Raw genomic sequence first — 16,561 nt, forward strand, 5'->3', positions numbered from 1 at the left:
GCCTCTCAGCAACGTAAACGGGTTAGCCTGGCGCGCACCGCGTACGGCCCGCTGACCTCGGCGCGCTCCAGCATGCAGGTCGAGAGCGCGCCGCTGCGCTGGAGCGAGCTGCGCCAGCCTGCGACCTCGTGGCCCATCAGACGCTGCGCGGCGACGCGCACCGCCACGCGCTGCTGCCACTGCTGGTCAAAGCCCTGCGTCAGGGCACGGTGATAGTGCAGCAGCGCGCTGACGCTTGTCGCCAGCAGCAGCAGCGCGAACAGCGCTTCCGGCAGGCTGAACCCGCGTTGCCTACAGGCAGCGCGCCGCTGCCAGCGGGCAGTAGTCGATCCAGCCGTGCGGCAGCGGCCTGATCCGCTCGCCATCCCTCGCCACCCAGCGCCGCAGCGCCAGTTCGCTCGCCGCCGCGCGGCCTGTAAGTAACGCTCGCTCATCGCTTACCCTCTGCAAACAGCTTTGCCAGCCCTGCTCCGGCGCCTGCTGGCAGCCCTGCGTCCTCCAACTCAGCGTCAGCCCCCACTGCAGCGCCGACTGCGCCGCCCAGAAATCGCGATAGTGCTGCCGCTCGTCGGCTACCAGCGACATGCCCTGCTCCAGTCGCTCCCGGCTGGCGTGCAGCGTCAGGCTGCCTGCCAGCAGGATCGTCAGCACTATGCCCAGCGCGCTGTTACCCTGTTGATTCACAGATTTTCGCCCTCGATCCAGCTCTCCAGCGTTTCCAGCCAGCGACCGGCGCGACCGGTCAGTTGCAGCTTAATCAGCGCGCCCGCGCGTTCAACGCTGAACTGCTCAATAGTGAGAAAGGCGGGATCGGTCAGGCGTTCCCAGCCGGTGCCGCCGCAGCCGTCCACGCCGCGCTGGGTTTCCAGCTGCTTTTGCCGCAGCCGAAAGCCGTAGTAGTCGCTTTCGCTGTGGCCCACGCCTTCCCATTTCCCGTTGCTGTTGTCATCCCAGCGCAGCAGCAGGCAGCTGGCGGAGAGGCTGAGCGCCGTCCCGCCGCACTCGCCATTGCAGTAGCCAGCACGGCGCACCGCTTTTTCCAGCGTCTGCATCAGCTGCTGCAGATCTTCCCGCAGCTGAACGCGCTGCTGAAGGCGCAGGCTCTCGCCGATCAGCAGCGGTAAAAAGCGTCCCGCGCTCAGCATCAGCACGGCGCTAACGGCCATCGCCACCAGCATCTCCAGCAGGCTGAATCCCGCCATCTTCAGTCGCATCCCTGCTCCTCCGGCTGGCAGAGACGAATGCGGGCGCGGGCGGAGATGATCAGCCGCAGCCTGCCGCTGGCGTTGCCGAACTCGAGGCTGCCCGCCTTCGCCATATTGCGGCGGCCATAAAAGCCCGGCTCGCCGCGCAGGCTCAGCATCTGCACGCCAGCATAGGGCGCGACGAACCGCAGCCGCCCGCTGCGCGCGCAGCCGCCGTCGGGCTTCGGGCCGCTGCCCAGACAGCCGCGCTCGCCCGGTATCAGCCAGAGCGCGCGATCCTGGTTTTGCCAGTTGGCCTGGGCGCGCAGCCGCTGTAAAAAGCCCTGCAGCTGTTGCGCAGTTTCGCGCAGCTGCTGTCGCTGCTGCCAGCGCTGCCAGCCCTGCAGCGCGCCGAGGCTGAGGATGCCGACGATAACCAGCACGAACAGCAGTTCCGCCAGCGTAAAGCCTTTCTCTGTTTTCATGGCGCTACTCTGCCGCGCCGCGCGCACCGTCGCCAGCGGCGCTGGCCAGGCATGCGTGCCGCTTTCCCGCAAAAACGCGCGTGTTGCAGCGAGCCGCAAAGAAATGCGGCAGAAGGCGCAAAAGCTGGATAAAAAAAGCCCCGGCGAGCAGGGCTTCGCCGGGGCGTGGTTAGCGCAGATCGGAAGGTTACACCGCGACCGGCGCCTTAATGGCCGGATGGGGATCGTAGCCTTCGATTTCGAAATCCTCGAAGCGATAGTCAAAGATGGAGTCGGGCTTGCGCTTAATCACCAGCGTAGGCAGCGCGCGCGGCTCGCGCGTCAGCTGCAGACGCGCCTGCTCCAGATGGTTGCTGTAGAGGTGCGTGTCGCCGCCGGTCCAGACGAAATCCCCGACCTGCAGGTCGCACTGCTGCGCCACCATATGCACCAGCAGCGCATAGCTGGCGATATTGAACGGCAGGCCAAGGAAGATATCGCAGGAGCGCTGGTAGAGCTGGCAGGAGAGTTTGCCGTCTGCCACATAGAACTGGAAGAAGGCGTGGCACGGCGCCAGCGCCATCTCGTCCAGCTCGCCGACGTTCCACGCCGAAACGATAATGCGGCGTGAGTCGGGATCGCGCTTCAGCTGTTCGATAACCTTCGCAATCTGGTCGATCTCTTCGCCGCGCGCGCTGCCCCAGCTGCGCCACTGTTTGCCGTAAACCGGCCCAAGATCGCCGTTTTCATCCGCCCACTCGTCCCAGATAGTGACCTTGTTCTCTTTCAGGTAGCGGATATTGGTCTCCCCTTTCAGAAACCACAGCAGCTCGTGAATGATGGAGCGCAGATGCACTTTTTTCGTGGTCACCAGCGGAAAACCATCCTGCAGGTTGAAACGCATCTGGTGGCCAAAAATCGACAGCGTGCCGGTGCCGGTACGGTCAGATTTCGGCGTGCCGTGGTTCAGCACGTGTTGCATCAGGTCCAGATACTGTTTCATTTTACCTCTCGAGTGTGTTGCTGCGGGCGACGACGATACGCCCAGACCATCATGATAATGCCCGCCAGGATCATCGGAATGGAGAGGATCTGCCCCATACTGACGCCGCCCTCGAACAGGCCGAGCTGCGCATCCGGCTGACGGAAGAATTCAACGATAATGCGAAACGCGCCGTAGCCGATGAGGAACAGGCCGGAGACGCTGCCCATTGGACGCGGTTTGCGAATAAACAGGTTAAGGATAATAAACAGCACCACGCCCTCCAGCATCAGCTCATAGAGCTGGGAGGGATGACGCGGCAGTACGCCGTAGGTGTTCAGCAGCTCCTGATAGCGCGGGTTATTCGCCGCCAGCGCCACATCTTCGCTGCGCGAGCCGGGGAAGAGCATGGCATATTTGAAATCAGGCGCCACGCGGCCCCACAGCTCGCCGTTGATAAAGTTGCCGAGACGGCCTGCGCCGAGGCCGAACGGGATCAGCGGCGCGATAAAGTCAGAGACCTGGAAAAAGGTGCGTCTGGTGCGGCGCGCGAAGATCAGCATCACCACGATAACGCCGATCAGGCCGCCGTGGAACGACATGCCGCCATCCCAGACTTTAAACAGATAGAGCGGGTTGTCGAGAAACAGCGGCAGGTTATAGAAGAGCACGTAGCCGATGCGGCCGCCGAGGAAGACGCCGAGGAAGCCAGCATAGAGCAGGTTTTCAACCTCCTCTTTTTTCCAGCCGCTACCGGGTTTGTTGGCGCGGCGCACCGCCAGCCACATGGCAAAAACAAAGCCGACGAGGTACATCAGTCCGTACCAGTGCAGCGAAACCGGTCCGATAGAGAAGATCACCGGATCGAACTGCGGAAATGCGATATAGCCGTTATTCATCATTCACCATTCAATTTTCTGCCCTGAAAAAGGGGCGCCAGGCGGATATGTTAAAGGCTGCGCATGATAGCACAGCCTGGTTTTTTACAGAGCAGCGTAAATGTAAACGAGGATAACGCTTAGCGCCCGCCGCGGATCAGGCCGCCCAGCCCGCGCCGCTCCATAAAGACGGCGACCAGATGGCGGACCTCCGACGCGGTGTGCGCGCTCAGGCCCTGCTCGCTTAGCTTTTGCGTCTCTTCTTTATCCAGATGGCGCAGCAGATATTTTACGCGCGGCACGTTCTTGCCGTTCATGCTGAGATGGTGATAGCCAAGCCCCACCAGCAGCGCAACGCACATCGGATCGCCCGCCATTTCACCACAAAGGCAGAGTTCAAGATTCGCCAGACGGGCTTCGGTGGCGATCGCCTGCAGCGCGCGCAGCATCGCGGGATGCAGCGGATCGTAGAGGTTGGCGACGCGCGTGTTGTTGCGATCCACCGCCATCAGATACTGGGTCAGATCGTTGGTACCGACCGAAACGAAATCGACGCGCGACTGCAGCTGCGGGATCATAAACAGCATCGACGGCACTTCGATCATTACGCCGATGCGCGGTTTGGGGATCACATAGCCCAGCATCTCTTCTACTTCGCGTCCGGCGCGCTGGATAAGCCGCACCGCGTCGTCGATCTCGTCAATATGGCTGATCATCGGCAGCAGAATGCTGAGGTTGCCGGAGGCGGCGTTGGCGCGCAGCATGGCGCGCACCTGCACCAGAAATATCTCTGGCTGATCGAGCGTCAGGCGAATGCCGCGCCAGCCGAGGCAAGGGTTCTCTTCGCTGATCGGCATATAGGGAAGCTGTTTATCAGCACCGACGTCGAGCGTGCGCAGCGTGACCGGCTTGTTGTGAAACAGCTGCAGCATGCCCTGATACTGCGCCACCTGCTCCTCTTCGGACGGGAAGCCGTTCTGCAGCATAAAGGGAATTTCGGTGCGGTAGAGGCCGATGCCGTCTACCCAGCTGTCGAGCGTCTGCTCATGCTCCGGGCTGAGGCCAGCGTTGAGCATCACCTGAATGCGCTCGCCGCTTTTCAGCTCGCCCGGCTGATCCACCACCCCTTCCGCCATTTTGCTCAGCGCGTTCTCTTCGCTGATCAGACGCTGGTACTCCTGCACCAGCACCGGCTCGGGATCGATTAACAGCTCGCCGCGGTAGCCGTCGACGATCAGCAGTCGTTTATTGAGCTGCGCAGGCAGAATATCCGCGCCCATGACGGTGGGAATGCCCATGGCGCGCGTCAGGATAGCGGCGTGCGAGTTAGCGGCGCCGTCGCGCACCACGATGCCCGCCAGCCGCTCGTGCGGCAGCTCCGCCAGCGTGGTGGCGGTGAGCTCGTCGGCCACCAGCACAAAGCGTTCCGGCCAGGCGTTGGTGCCGACCAGCGAGTCATCGAGATGAAACAGCAGACGCTGGCCCAGCACGCGCAGATCGCCCGCACGCTCGCGCAGGTAGCTGTCGCTCAGGCTGGCGAACTGGGCGGCGAATTTTTCGATAACCTTTTTGACCGCCCATTCGGCGACCGATCCCTGCTCGATCTCGTCGAACAGATCTTTTTTCAGGCGGGCATCGGTCAACAGGTGGGAGTAAAGATCGAAGATCGCCGCGCTCTCTTTCTGCACGCCGGCGGCAAAGCGTTTACTGAAGCGGCGAAATTCGCTGGCGGCTTCGCTCATCGCCAGCACCAGCCTTTCGCGTTCGCGCTGCACGTCGAGCGTCGAGGCGGCGGAGACCTGATCCAGCAGCGGCTGCGTTTCGTCTACCCAGCCCGGTGCGACGGCGACGCCCGGCGCGGCGGCGATAGCGCGCACCCGCGTCTGGCGGAACTGGCCGAAAAGCTGGCCGAGCTGCGACTGCGACAGCAGGGTCGCCATCTGCGTCGCCAGCGTGACCAGGAAAGACTCTTCGCTCTCGTCGAACTGTCGATGTTCGCGCTGCTGCACCACCAGCACGCCCAGCAGCTGGCGGCGGCTGATGATCGGCACGCCAAGGAAGGAGCGATAGCGCTCTTCTTTCACTGCGGGGATATATTTGAAGCTGGGGTGACTTTGCGCATCCGCAAGGTTGATGGGCTCGGCAAGCCGTCCCACCAGGCCCACGATCCCTTCGTCGAACGCCAGCGTGACGGTGCGCCCGCGCGGCTTTTTCAGGCCGCGTGTCGCCATCAGGTAGTAGCAATGGTGATCGTGATCCGCGAGATAAACGGAGCATACTTCCGTGTCCATCGCCAGGCAGATCTCATTGACCAGGATGTCGAGCGCGTCGTTAAGCCGCGGCGCGCCCGCCACCTTTTCTACTATTTCGCGCAACTGAGTGAGCATAAGGGCGTGGCCTATCCTCTTTTCCGTCGATGGGCTGGCGCGCTGCGCTGCTGCCCCGCACTCTCCTGCATCGACATTACCACGCCAGCGAATTCCTTCATTACGCGGCGATAGACGTCGCGTTTAAAGGAGACAACCTGACGCACCGGATACCAGAAGCTCACCCAGCGCCAGCCGTCGAACTCTGGCGTGCTGCTGTGTTGTACATTGATATCCGCGTCACTGCTCATCAACTGCAGAAGAAACCACTTTTGTTTCTGGCCGATACACACCGGCTTTGTGTCCCAACGCACCAAACGTTTTGGCAATTTGTAGCGCAACCAGTTTCGGGTAGATGCAAGTATTCGAACATCTTTACGGTGTAAACCCACTTCTTCGAACAGTTCGCGATACATCGCCTGTTCGGCGGTTTCACCGGGATTGATGCCTCCCTGAGGAAACTGCCAGGAGTGCTGTCCAAAGCGCCTGGCCCACAACACTTGTCCTTGCCTGTTACAGATTACGATACCAACATTCGGGCGGTAGCCATCATCATCGATCACTGGACTACCTCAAAGCTAAATTTGAATAGCCTGATTGTTTCACACTCCTTACAGGCGGTAAACCACTGGATTGTCGGGAAGAACGCGGCACAGCACCTGGATAACTCACAGTATTGCCCCAAGTTATAAACAATTACGCCGGCAAAGAGGCGATCTTATTCACGTTTTCTGTGGATAGCTTTGTGCAGAACACGGGAATTAGCTGAAGAAACTTTTGCGCCCCTTACCGAGCCCGCCTGTGAGCAAATGAATATTTCAATTTAAAAACAGCGCATTAAACGACTCTTATTCGGAACATTAGCGGCCAGATTAAAGGTAGACGTCACGGAAGCGTTTTAACTGGTTAAAGATCAAGCGACGTCGTTTTTATCCACAGACAATGCAGTAAACTTGCTCATCACTGGATAAAAAAGCGCCTTTTTCGCCAAAGTCAAGGCTGTAAATGGAACCAGTAGCGGGAGGCTGGCAGGGTTATCCCACCGATCTGTGGATAACTCAGGCGAAGATCCTGTTCATTATTGCCGTCAGTCCGGGATAACCTTGTACGGTCGTCGCAGGCCAGCAGGGCGCGCAATTAAAAAAGCATGAGGAATCATGCTATTATCGGCATCCTTCTGCCTGGCGCCGCTGTGGGAAAAGTTTGCGGAAGAAAAACTGTCTATTTTTTAACCAACAGAGTATTCGTCATGTTCCAGCTGCCTGCCCCGCCCGAAAATGAAGCCGTTCTGCTGGCGCGCGCCCATGCGCTGGCAGGCCAGACGCTGGCGACGCTGGCCGCGCAGGCTGGCCTGCCGATGCCGGCCGATCTGAAACGCGATAAAGGCTGGGTCGGCATGCTGCTGGAGCGCTATCTGGGCGCCAGCGCAGGCAGCAAGGCGGAGCAGGATTTCGCCCATCTCGGCATCGAGCTCAAAACCATCCCTGTCGACGCACAGGGCAAACCGCTGGAAACCACCTTTGTCTGCGTGGCGCCCCTGACCGGCAACAGCGGCGTGACCTGGGAGACGAGCCACGTACGCCATAAGCTGGCGCGCGTGCTGTGGATCCCGGTAGAGGGCGATCGCGCAATTCCCCTTGCCCAGCGTCGCGTCGGCGCGCCGCTGCTGTGGAGCCCGAGCGAAGAGGAAGATCGTATGCTGCGCCAGGACTGGGAGGAGCTGATGGATATGATCGTGCTGGGCCAGGTTGAACGCATTACCGCGCGCCACGGCGCCTGGCTGCAGATCCGACCGAAAGCCGCCAATAGCCGGGCGTTGACCGAAGGCATCGGCGAACACGGCGAGCCGGTCATGACGCTGCCGCGCGGTTTTTACCTGAAAAAGAGCTTCACCGCCCCGCTGCTGGCGCGTCATTTTTTACTGTAAGTTCATCAAAGCGGATGCGTATAATCGCCGTTTACTTTTCGTTTAAGATTGAGTGTACGCATGTTTGAGTGGATAACCGATCCCAACGCCTGGCTGGCGCTGGGCACGCTGACCATCCTCGAAGTGGTTCTGGGTATAGATAATATTATTTTCCTGTCGCTGGTGGTGGCGAAACTGCCTAAACATCAGCAGGCCAGCGCGCGTCGTCTCGGCCTGATGGGCGCTATGCTGATGCGTCTCGCCCTGCTGGCCTCGATCGCCTGGGTTGCGCGTCTGACCCACCCGCTGTTTACCCTTTTTGATCACGCTTTCTCCTGGCGCGATCTGATCCTGCTCGGCGGCGGTCTGTTCCTGCTGTGGAAATCGAGCATGGAGATCCATGAAACCATCGAAGGCGGTGAAGAGGAGCACAAGACCAACGTGCACTCTTTCTTCGGCGCTATCGTGCAGATTATGCTGCTGGATATCATCTTTAGCCTGGACTCGGTGATTACCGCCGTCGGCCTTTCCGATCATCTCTTTATTATGATGGCTGCCGTGGTGATCGCCGTACTGATGATGATGTTCGCCGCGCGCGCCATCGGCGAGTTTGTCGATCGCCATCCTTCGATCAAAATGCTCGCCCTCTCTTTTCTGATTCTGGTAGGTTTTACCCTGATTCTGGAGAGCTTCGCCGTGCATGTTCCAAAAGGTTACATCTACTTTGCCATGTTCTTCTCTATGGCGGTCGAGTGTCTGAACCTGATGCGCACCAGGAAAAGCGCGGCATAAAATGTCAAGGGCGGCCACTGGCCGCCCTTTTATTTTCAGATTCATGCGATAACGCAACGCGCCAAAACCATTTATTACTACACTTTTTGCTGTTGATGCTGCGTAGCCTCTGACAGGGCGACGCGGCCCACTGGCTGACGGGAGTGAGAGGAATACATGTGATGAAAGAGTTGGCAGGCGTAGCAGTGTTGTTTTTTGCCGCCGTGACACTGAGCGGATGCAGTTCAGATTATGTTATGGCAACCAAAAACGGCCAGATGATCATGACGGAAGGCAAGCCGACCATCGATAAAGAGACCGGTCTGGTGAAATATACCGATCAGTCAGGCCATGAAGTGCAGATAAATGGCGACGAAGTGTCGACCATTATTGAGCGTTAAGTGCCATTTCAGCTCACCTGTCCCGCAATTTGCCCGGACAGGTGATTTCCCCGATTTTCCCCACTTCCTTCCCTGCTAACTCACGCGCTATAGTCCCAAATGACACACCATTACATTCCATAACAATAAGGAAGACGGCTATGCATTATCACCGCATCCCCCATAGCACGCTGGAAGTGAGTCAACTGGGGTTGGGAACCATGACGTTTGGTGAACAGAATAGCGAAGCCGACGCCCACCAGCAGCTCGATTTCGCCCTTGCCAGCGGCATCAACTTTATCGATACCGCTGAAATGTATCCGGTGCCGCCGCGCCCGGAAACCCAGGGTTTGACCGAACAGTATATTGGCAGCTGGCTGAAGGCGCGCGGCAGCCGCGATAAGGTGATCCTCGCCAGCAAGGTTGCAGGTCCGTCACGCGGCGCAGATGCCTCGATTCGTCCGAACCAGGCGCTGGATCGCAAAAATATCCGCGACGCGCTGGACGCCAGCCTGAAGCGCCTGAATACCGACTACCTCGATCTTTATCAGCTGCACTGGCCGCAGCGCCAGACCAACTATTTCGGCAAGCTGGGCTATCAGTACAGCGAGACCGCGACGCCCGTCACGCTGCTGGAGACGCTGGAAGCGCTGACCGAGCAGGTGCGCGCCGGCAAAATTCGCTATATCGGCGTATCGAACGAAACGGCCTGGGGCGTGATGCGCTATCTGCAGCTGGCGGAGAAGCATGAGCTGCCGCGCATCGTGACCATTCAGAATCCCTACAGCCTGCTGAACCGCAGCTTTGAAGTGGGCCTGGCGGAAATCAGCCAGCATGAAGGGGTGGAGCTGCTGGCTTACTCCAGCCTCGCCTTCGGCACCCTGAGCGGCAAGTATCTGAACGGCGCGAAACCGGCCGGCGCGCGCAATACGCTGTTCAGCCGCTTTACGCGCTACAGCGGCGAGCAGTCGCAGCGGGCGATTGCGGAATATGTGGCGCTGGCGCAGAAGCATCAGCTGGATCCGTCGCAGATGGCGCTCGCCTATGTACGTCAGCAGCCGTTCGTCGCCAGCACCCTGCTGGGCGCAACGACGATGGAGCAGCTGAAGATCAATATCGACAGCTTCAACCTGACGCTGGACGCTGAAGTTCTGGAAGGGATCGAGGCGATTCACCGCCGTTACACCTATCCGGCGCCATAAGAGCCGTCGTCTGTTAGCCTGGCGCCTGCGCAGGTCGCCAGGCCCGATCGCAAAGTCGCTTTACGCATCCATGCTCGCTCGGCCCGCAACATCCCTGTTGCGGGACGCTTTGCTCTTCGGGCCTGGCGACCTGCTTTTCCAACACTTTGCGGTCTGTAAGGCTCAGTTCAGGTGCCCTGTCTGACTACAACCCCAGCAGCAGCTGCCGCTCAAGCTGCGGATCGAGCAGCGTAACGTGCAGCCCCACCAGCCGCACGCCGCGTCCGGCGCGGCGCTCATCCCAGGTTTTGCGCGCCACCGCAATCAAATCCTCTTTGTTCAGCTCCGGCCAGATATGCTCCTGCGTCGTCAGCTGGAAATCGTTGAACTTGAGCTTCACGCCCTGCCGCGCGATTTGCCTGTCGGGCCGAACCTGCGTCAGGCGGCGCTCCAGCTCCGCATAGAGAAAATCGATAATCTCCAGGCAGGCTTCCCAGCTGTGAATATCTTCCGCCAGCGTGCGCTCCACGCCGACGGACTTGCGTTCGCGCTCCACCACCACGCCGCGCTCGTCGATGCCGTGGCTGCGCTCCCACAGCACGCGGCCAAACTTGCCAAAACGCTTGAGCAGCTGCGCCACATCCGCTTTCTGCACGTCGGCGCAGGTATGCAACCCCATCTCCTCGAGCTTTTTCGTCGCCACCTTGCCGACGCCGGGGATCTTCGCCAGCGGCAGCGACAGCAGAAAATCGGGCATCTCCTGCGGCGTAATCACATACTGCCCGTCGGGCTTGTTAAGATCGGAGGCGATTTTTGCGAGGAACTTAATCGGCGCGATGCCGGCCGAGGCGGTCAGCCCCGTCTCGCGCTGAATAGTATTGCGGATCTCGCGGGCGATCAGCGTAGCAGAGCCGTGGCAGTGCGGACTGTCGGTGACGTCGAGATAGGCCTCGTCCAGCGACAGCGGTTCGATCAAGGGGGTATAGCGCAGAAAGATGTCGCGGATCTGCTGCGACGCCTCTTTATAGGCGTCGAAGCGCCCCGGCAGCAGCTTCAGATGGGGACAGAGCTTCAGCGCCATGGCGGTGGGCATCGCGCTGCGTACGCCGAACTTACGCGCCGGATAGTTGGCGGTGCTGATTACGCCGCGTCGTTCGCGGCTGCCGCCAATGGCGATGGGAATATCGCGCAGCGCCGGATTGTCGCGCATCTCTACCGCTGCATAGAAGCAGTCCATATCGACATGTATGATTTTCACGCTTGCCCGCCATCCGTTTTCCGTCACGCCTTATGATACTGTATAGATGTACAGATGCAAAAGCGCCGCCGCGTCAGGCGCGCCTGAAAAACGGATTTACCCTCCGTCGCCACTAAAGTTTACAAATTTATGGCCGTCATACCTTGAGGAAAACGCGAATTTACCTGGCGGCGTCTTGATAAAAAAACAGACAATGCTAATGTTGCGCTGCGGTAGCGGAGTTTTCCGATAATGCAAGTCTGAGACGCGTCTCGCGTCATCGTTCTCTTCACTCAAGGTACACACAGCATGGGCAAAATCGCACTTCTGTTTGCGATGATTTTGATGCCAGCCCTCAGCATGGCAATGACTCCCGAGCCGACGCAGCCAGTGTCGACGCCGGTAAGTAAAGAATTAAAGAAACAGTTACTCGGTACCCCGGTCTATCTGCAGATTTTCAAGGAAGAACGCACGCTGGAGCTCTATGGCAAAATCGGCAACGAATTTCGCCTGCTCGATACCTACCGCATCTGTAACTTTTCCGGTGGCCTCGGCCCGAAGCGCCGCGAAGGGGATTTTAAAAGTCCGGAAGGCTTTTACAGCGTCAGGCTCAACCAGCTGAAGCCCGACAGCCGTTTTTATCGCGCCATCAACGTCGGGTTTCCTAACCAGTACGATCGCGAGCATGCCTACACCGGCAACTATCTGATGATCCACGGCGACTGTAAATCAATCGGCTGCTATGCGATGACCGACGCCTATATGGACGAGATTTTCACCTATGTGAACGCGGCGCTGCGTAACGGCCAGTCAGAGGTGCACATCAGCATCTTCCCGTTCCGCATGACCGACACCAACATGCAGCGCCATCGCTACTCCACCTACGCCAGCTTCTGGCGCGAGCTGCAGCCCGGCTACGCTTACTTTGCGAAATACCATCAGCCGCCGACGGTCAGCGTCGCCAGCGGCAGCTACGTGATGAACAGCGGCAGCCCGGCGATCGTCAATCCCGAAGCCGCCTCTAAATCATTCCTGGCGCTCTCCAAGGTAGAATAGCGCCCACTCGCCTGGCACGATGCGGTGCCAGGTTTCATTTGCCGTCAGCGGCTGCGTCGCAATCACCGTCACCACGTCGTTGGCGGTGGTGTGCTGCTGGAAATCAATCTCGACATCCTGATCGAGCAGCTGCGCTTTGCCGAAGGGCGCGCGGCGCGTGATCCAGTAGAGGTTGGTCGAGCAGAACGCCATCAAATAGCGCCCGTCCGACAGCAGCATATTGAACACCCCTTTCTGCCGCAGCTCTCCCGCCAGCTCCGCCACATAGCGAAACACCGCTGGCCAGTTGGCGGGCGTGCGCGGATAGCGCGTCGCCAGCTTGTGCAGCAGCCAGCAGAACGCCTTCTCGCTGTCGGTTTCGCCCACCGGGCGGAAATGGCCGGTTTCCAGCTGGCGATAGCCTTTGAGCTGGCCATTGTGCGCGTAGGTCCAGTTACGCCCCCACAGCTCGCGGGTAAAGGGGTGGGTATTCTCCAGCGAGACCGGCCCGCGGTTCGCCTGGCGAATATGCGCCACTACCGATTGCGATTTAATGGGGTACTCCTGCACCAGCCGCGCAACAGGCGAGTTATAGCTCGGCAGCGGATCTTTAAAGGTGCGGCAGCCCCGGTCTTCATAAAAGGTGATGCCCCAGCCATCTTTATGCGGCCCGGTTCCCCCCCCGCGCTGCACCAGGCCGGTAAAACTGAAACAGATATCGGTTGGAACGTTAGCGCTCATCCCGAGCAATTCGCACATAGCTACCGCCTTAGTCAGAAAAGCCGCCAGCCAGCAAGATGGCGGCCGGCACCCTTACTTCACCATCTCTTTTTCGATCAGCAGCATCAGGATATGGATCACTTTGATGTGGATCTCCTGGATGCGGTCGGCGTAGCCAAAGTGCGGCACGCGAATGTCGATGTCCGCCGAGCCCGCCATTTTGCCGCCATCTTTGCCGGTCAGGGTGATGACCTTCATGCCCTGCGCGCGCGCCGCCTCGATCGCCTTGATGATATTGGCGGAGTTGCCAGAGGTCGACAGCCCCAGCAGCACGTCGCCCGGACGGCCTACCGCTTCGATATAGCGGGAGAAAACGTAGTCGTAGCCGAAATCGTTGCTGACGCAGGAGAGATGGCTGACGTCGGAGATGGCGATCGCCGGGTAGCCCGGACGGTTCTCGCGGTAGCGTCCGGTCAGCTCTTCGGCGAAGTGCATCGCGTCGCAGTGCGAGCCGCCGTTGCCGCAGGAGAGCACTTTCCCGCCCGCCTTAAAGCTGTCGGCCAGCAGCACCGCCGCGCGCTGAATGGCGTGAATATTCGCCTCGTCGCTAAGGAAGGTATTAAGCGTGTCCGCTGCTTCATTCAGCTCGGAGCGAATGATGTCCTGGTACATAGGGATGTCCTTGTTAGTAAAAGAGTGACTCTGCAAGTTTAACGGAATGGCGGGTTGGCGCAAAGCGCGCACCGCGCGAAAGCCCGCCTTCGCTCCGCAGCGGATTTGTCGATTTTGTGAGTAAGGTTGTAATTGCGATGTAAACAAATTGCTAATTGGGCGCAGGTGGCATACACCTCTACAGATAACAGGTCAGACCTCTTACTACTTACGGAGCCGTGATTATGATGGTTGTGTCGATCCTCGCGACGCTGGTATTAATCAGCGCCCTGTTTTATCACCGCGTTTCTCTGGCGGCGAGCAGCGCGATTTTACTCTTGTGGACCGCCGCCTGGGCGGCGGCGCACATCTGGACGCCCTGGCTGCTGCTGCCGCTGGCGATCCTTCTGCTGCCGCTTAACCTCCCCTCAATGCGCCGTTCGCTGTTTTCAAAGCCGATACTGCAGCGCTTTCAGAAGGTGATGCCGCCGATGTCGCGCACGGAAAAAGAGGCGATCGACGCCGGGACCACCTGGTGGGAAGGCGACCTGTTCCAGGGCAAGCCGGACTGGCAGAAGCTGCACAACTATCCGCAGCCGCGCCTGACGCCGGCCGAGCAGGCGTTTCTCGACGGCCCGGTGGAAGAGGCGTGCCGCATGGCGAACGACTTCGCCATCACCCATGAGATGGCGGATCTGCCGCCGGAACTCTGGGCCTATCTGAAAGAGCAGCGTTTCTTCGCCATGATCATCAAGAAAGAGTATGGCGGCCTCGAGTTCTCCGCCTATGCGCAGGCACGCGTGCTGCAAAAGCTGGCGGGCGTTTCCGGCATTCTGGCGATTACCGTCGGCGTGCCTAACTCGCTTGGCCCAGGCGAACTGCTGCAGCATTACGGCACCGACGAGCAGAAAGATCACTATCTGCCGCGTCTGGCGCGCGGCGAGGAGATCCCCTGCTTCGCGCTGACCAGCCCGGAAGCGGGCTCCGACGCCGGCGCCATCCCCGATACCGGCGTGGTCTGCATGGGCGAGTGGCAGGGCAAGCAGGTGCTCGGTATGCGCCTGACCTGGAATAAGCGCTACATTACGCTGGCACCGGTGGCGACCGTGCTGGGGCTGGCCTTCAAGCTCTCCGACCCTGACCATCTGCTGGGCGATACCGAATCGCTGGGCATTACCTGTGCGCTCATCCCTACCAGCACGCCGGGCGTTGAGATCGGCAAGCGCCACTTCCCGCTCAACGTGCCGTTCCAGAACGGCCCGACGCGCGGCAACGCTATTTTCGTGCCGATCGATTTTATTATCGGCGGGCCGCAGATGGCCGGTCAGGGCTGGCGGATGCTGGTTGAGTGCCTGTCGGTAGGACGCGGCATTACCCTGCCCTCGAACTCCACCGGCAGCCTGAAAAGCGTGGCGCTCGCCACCGGCGCCTATGCGCATATTCGTCGCCAGTTCAGGGTCTCTATCGGCAAGATGGAAGGCATTGAAGAGCCGCTGGCGCGTATTGCCGGTAACGCCTACGTGATGGACGCCGCAGCGACGCTGATCACTACCGGCATTATGCAGGGCGAAAAACCGGCCGTGCTGTCGGCGATTGTGAAGTACCACTGCACCCACCGCGGCCAGCGCGCCATCATGGACGCCATGGATATTGCGGGCGGCAAAGGCATTATGCTCGGCAACAATAACTTCCTCGCCCGCGCCTATCAGGGCGCGCCTATCGCCATTACGGTTGAAGGCGCTAATATCCTGACGCGCAGCATGATTATTTTCGGTCAGGGCGCTATCCGCTGCCATCCGTACGTGCTGAAAGAGATGGCGGCGGCGGCCAGTCAGGATCTGAATGCCTTCGACGCCGCGCTGTTCAGCCATATCGGCTATGTCGGCAGCAACGCCGTGCGCAGCCTGTGGCTCGGCCTGACGGCCGGACGCGGCAGCGCCACGCCGACGCGCGACGCCACGCGCCGCTACTACCAACACCTTAACCGTCTCAGCGCTAACCTGGCGCTGCTGGCGGACGTGTCGATGGCGGTGCTCGGCGGCAGCCTGAAGCGACGCGAGCGTATTTCAGCGCGACTGGGCGATGTGCTGAGCCAGCTCTACCTCGCCTCTGCCACGCTGAAACGCTATGACGACGAGGGACGTCACGAGGCCGATCTGCCGCTGCTGCACTGGGGCGTGCAGGATGCGCTGCATCAGGCTGAGCAGGCGATAGAGGATCTGCTGCGCAACTTCCCCAACCCACTGGTGGCTGGCGCGCTGCGCATGATGATTTTCGCTGGCGGCAAGCACTGCCCGGCGCCGAGCGATCGTCTCGATCATAAGCTGGCGAAGCTGCTGCAGCTGCCTTCCGCCACGCGCACAAGGCTGGGACGCGGCCAGTATCTGACGCCGAGCGAGCATAACCCAGCCGGTCAGCTTGAGCAGGCGTTGCAGGAGGTGATGGCGGCGGAAGTGATCCACGATCGTCTGTGCAAGCAGCAGAAAGAGCACTTCTCGTTTACCCGGCTGGACGCGCTGGCGCAGCGGGCATTAAAAGCGGGCTGGATTGACGCCGCCGAGGCCGAGGTGCTGACGCGCGCCGAGGCGAGCCGTCTGCGCGCCATTAACGTCGATGAGTTTGAAGCGGATGCGCTGGCGGTGCCGGTGAAGCAGCCGACGATGAAGGCGGCGCGGGAGAGCGAGGCGGCGTAACAGTAATAACAGTAAGGCTGGCGTGGAAAGAGCATGAGGCATGGAGCATGCGCGGGTGGCAACGCTCGATCGCAAAGTCGCTCAAGGCATCCCTGCTCGCTCGGCCCACGCCA

The 16,561-nt window shown here is 60.1% G+C and carries 17 protein-coding genes; 6 read left to right on the forward strand and 11 right to left on the reverse strand.

Translation table 11 applies throughout. The annotated features are described in order from the left end of the window. Window positions 1-5: 5 nt before the first annotated feature. The 8 genes from ACR6A7_RS19190 to rppH form a co-directional block, all read right to left on the reverse strand. Window positions 6-365, reverse strand: a complete 360-nt coding sequence (locus ACR6A7_RS19190; protein ID WP_434126872.1) for a prepilin-type N-terminal cleavage/methylation domain-containing protein — start codon at window positions 363-365, stop codon at window positions 6-8. After that, window positions 292-684 (reverse strand): DUF2509 family protein, encoded by a 393-nt coding sequence (locus tag ACR6A7_RS19195; protein WP_434126873.1) that lies wholly within the window; start codon window positions 682-684, stop codon window positions 292-294. Before ACR6A7_RS19195 ends, ACR6A7_RS19190 begins: the two co-directional genes overlap by 74 nt. Continuing rightward, a complete protein-coding gene (locus tag ACR6A7_RS19200; protein ID WP_434126874.1) occupies window positions 681-1,214 on the reverse strand; it encodes a prepilin peptidase-dependent protein in 534 nt (177 codons plus the stop codon). Before ACR6A7_RS19200 ends, ACR6A7_RS19195 begins: the two co-directional genes overlap by 4 nt. Further along, window positions 1,205-1,669, reverse strand: coding sequence for a prepilin peptidase-dependent protein (locus ACR6A7_RS19205; RefSeq protein WP_434126875.1), 465 nt, complete (start codon window positions 1,667-1,669; stop codon window positions 1,205-1,207). The genes ACR6A7_RS19200 and ACR6A7_RS19205 overlap by 10 nt, the downstream gene beginning before the upstream one ends. 187 nt (window positions 1,670-1,856) lie before the next feature. Beyond that, the gene (gene thyA, locus ACR6A7_RS19210; protein WP_434126876.1) at window positions 1,857-2,651 is read right to left on the reverse strand and encodes a thymidylate synthase; all 795 of its coding nucleotides are present in this window, start codon (window positions 2,649-2,651) and stop codon (window positions 1,857-1,859) included. After that, complete coding sequence (gene lgt / locus ACR6A7_RS19215) at window positions 2,648-3,529, reverse strand: prolipoprotein diacylglyceryl transferase (RefSeq protein ID WP_434126915.1); 882 nt, start codon at window positions 3,527-3,529, stop codon at window positions 2,648-2,650. The genes thyA and lgt overlap by 4 nt, the downstream gene beginning before the upstream one ends. A 119-nt stretch (window positions 3,530-3,648) precedes the next feature. Next, on the reverse strand, window positions 3,649-5,895 hold the full coding sequence (ptsP, locus tag ACR6A7_RS19220) for a phosphoenolpyruvate--protein phosphotransferase (RefSeq protein WP_434126877.1): 2,247 nt from the start codon (window positions 5,893-5,895) through the stop codon (window positions 3,649-3,651). A gap of 11 nt (window positions 5,896-5,906) precedes the next feature. Further along, window positions 5,907-6,437, reverse strand: a complete 531-nt coding sequence (gene rppH, locus ACR6A7_RS19225) for an RNA pyrophosphohydrolase (protein ID WP_033752842.1) — start codon at window positions 6,435-6,437, stop codon at window positions 5,907-5,909. Between the two features lie 686 nt (window positions 6,438-7,123). Between rppH and mutH the strand changes: the two genes are divergently transcribed. The 4 genes from mutH (at window position 7,124) to ACR6A7_RS19245 (ending at window position 10,133) form a co-directional block, all read left to right on the forward strand. Beyond that, entirely contained in the window at window positions 7,124-7,801 is a 678-nt protein-coding gene (gene mutH / locus ACR6A7_RS19230) for a DNA mismatch repair endonuclease MutH (protein WP_434126878.1), read from the forward strand. A gap of 60 nt (window positions 7,802-7,861) precedes the next feature. Further along, window positions 7,862-8,572: a TerC family protein gene (locus ACR6A7_RS19235; protein ID WP_434126879.1), complete on the forward strand. Its 711-nt coding sequence runs from the start codon at window positions 7,862-7,864 to the stop codon at window positions 8,570-8,572. A gap of 161 nt (window positions 8,573-8,733) precedes the next feature. Continuing rightward, window positions 8,734-8,952, forward strand: a complete 219-nt coding sequence (locus ACR6A7_RS19240; protein WP_434126880.1) for a YgdI/YgdR family lipoprotein — start codon at window positions 8,734-8,736, stop codon at window positions 8,950-8,952. A 140-nt stretch (window positions 8,953-9,092) separates the two neighbouring features. After that, entirely contained in the window at window positions 9,093-10,133 is a 1,041-nt protein-coding gene (locus ACR6A7_RS19245) for an NADP(H)-dependent aldo-keto reductase (RefSeq protein ID WP_434126881.1), read from the forward strand. Between the two features lie 184 nt (window positions 10,134-10,317). Here the strand turns inward: ACR6A7_RS19245 and dinB are convergent, their stop codons facing one another. Beyond that, complete coding sequence (gene dinB, locus ACR6A7_RS19250) at window positions 10,318-11,370, reverse strand: DNA polymerase IV (protein WP_434126882.1); 1,053 nt, start codon at window positions 11,368-11,370, stop codon at window positions 10,318-10,320. A gap of 288 nt (window positions 11,371-11,658) precedes the next feature. On the opposite strand from dinB, the gene dpaA reads away from it, so the two are divergent. Then, window positions 11,659-12,405, forward strand: coding sequence for a peptidoglycan meso-diaminopimelic acid protein amidase (gene dpaA / locus ACR6A7_RS19255; protein ID WP_434126883.1), 747 nt, complete (start codon window positions 11,659-11,661; stop codon window positions 12,403-12,405). Here the strand turns inward: dpaA and ACR6A7_RS19260 are convergent. Together ACR6A7_RS19260 and lpcA are read right to left on the reverse strand one after the other, a co-directional pair. Beyond that, the gene (locus tag ACR6A7_RS19260) at window positions 12,376-13,143 is read right to left on the reverse strand and encodes a class II glutamine amidotransferase (RefSeq protein ID WP_434126884.1); all 768 of its coding nucleotides are present in this window, start codon (window positions 13,141-13,143) and stop codon (window positions 12,376-12,378) included. The genes dpaA and ACR6A7_RS19260 overlap by 30 nt on opposite strands. Window positions 13,144-13,197: 54 nt before the next feature. Continuing rightward, window positions 13,198-13,776: a D-sedoheptulose 7-phosphate isomerase gene (lpcA, locus tag ACR6A7_RS19265; protein WP_434126885.1), complete on the reverse strand. Its 579-nt coding sequence runs from the start codon at window positions 13,774-13,776 to the stop codon at window positions 13,198-13,200. A 224-nt stretch (window positions 13,777-14,000) separates the two neighbouring features. Between lpcA and fadE the strand changes: the two genes are divergently transcribed. Then, window positions 14,001-16,448: an acyl-CoA dehydrogenase FadE gene (gene fadE, locus ACR6A7_RS19270; RefSeq protein WP_434126886.1), complete on the forward strand. Its 2,448-nt coding sequence runs from the start codon at window positions 14,001-14,003 to the stop codon at window positions 16,446-16,448. Window positions 16,449-16,561 lie beyond the last annotated feature (113 nt).

It is taken from the genome of Pantoea phyllosphaerae, assembly GCF_051025595.1.
Classification (GTDB): Bacteria; Pseudomonadota; Gammaproteobacteria; order Enterobacterales; family Enterobacteriaceae; genus Pantoea.

Coding starts and splice junctions, on each gene's coding strand:
- lpcA (WP_434126885.1), bottom strand. CDS start 13,776: ATGTACCAGGACATCATTCGCTCCGAGCTGAATGAAGCAGCGGACACG.
- ACR6A7_RS19260 (WP_434126884.1), bottom strand. CDS start 13,143: ATGTGCGAATTGCTCGGGATGAGCGCTAACGTTCCAACCGATATCTGT.
- fadE (WP_434126886.1), top strand. CDS start 14,001: ATGATGGTTGTGTCGATCCTCGCGACGCTGGTATTAATCAGCGCCCTG.
- dpaA (WP_434126883.1), top strand. CDS start 11,659: ATGGGCAAAATCGCACTTCTGTTTGCGATGATTTTGATGCCAGCCCTC.
- ACR6A7_RS19245 (WP_434126881.1), top strand. CDS start 9,093: ATGCATTATCACCGCATCCCCCATAGCACGCTGGAAGTGAGTCAACTG.
- ACR6A7_RS19235 (WP_434126879.1), top strand. CDS start 7,862: ATGTTTGAGTGGATAACCGATCCCAACGCCTGGCTGGCGCTGGGCACG.
- ACR6A7_RS19200 (WP_434126874.1), bottom strand. CDS start 1,214: ATGCGACTGAAGATGGCGGGATTCAGCCTGCTGGAGATGCTGGTGGCG.
- lgt (WP_434126915.1), bottom strand. CDS start 3,529: ATGAATAACGGCTATATCGCATTTCCGCAGTTCGATCCGGTGATCTTC.
- thyA (WP_434126876.1), bottom strand. CDS start 2,651: ATGAAACAGTATCTGGACCTGATGCAACACGTGCTGAACCACGGCACG.
- ACR6A7_RS19205 (WP_434126875.1), bottom strand. CDS start 1,669: ATGAAAACAGAGAAAGGCTTTACGCTGGCGGAACTGCTGTTCGTGCTG.
- ptsP (WP_434126877.1), bottom strand. CDS start 5,895: ATGCTCACTCAGTTGCGCGAAATAGTAGAAAAGGTGGCGGGCGCGCCG.
- ACR6A7_RS19240 (WP_434126880.1), top strand. CDS start 8,734: ATGAAAGAGTTGGCAGGCGTAGCAGTGTTGTTTTTTGCCGCCGTGACA.
- ACR6A7_RS19190 (WP_434126872.1), bottom strand. CDS start 365: ATGGCGAGCGGATCAGGCCGCTGCCGCACGGCTGGATCGACTACTGCC.
- mutH (WP_434126878.1), top strand. CDS start 7,124: ATGTTCCAGCTGCCTGCCCCGCCCGAAAATGAAGCCGTTCTGCTGGCG.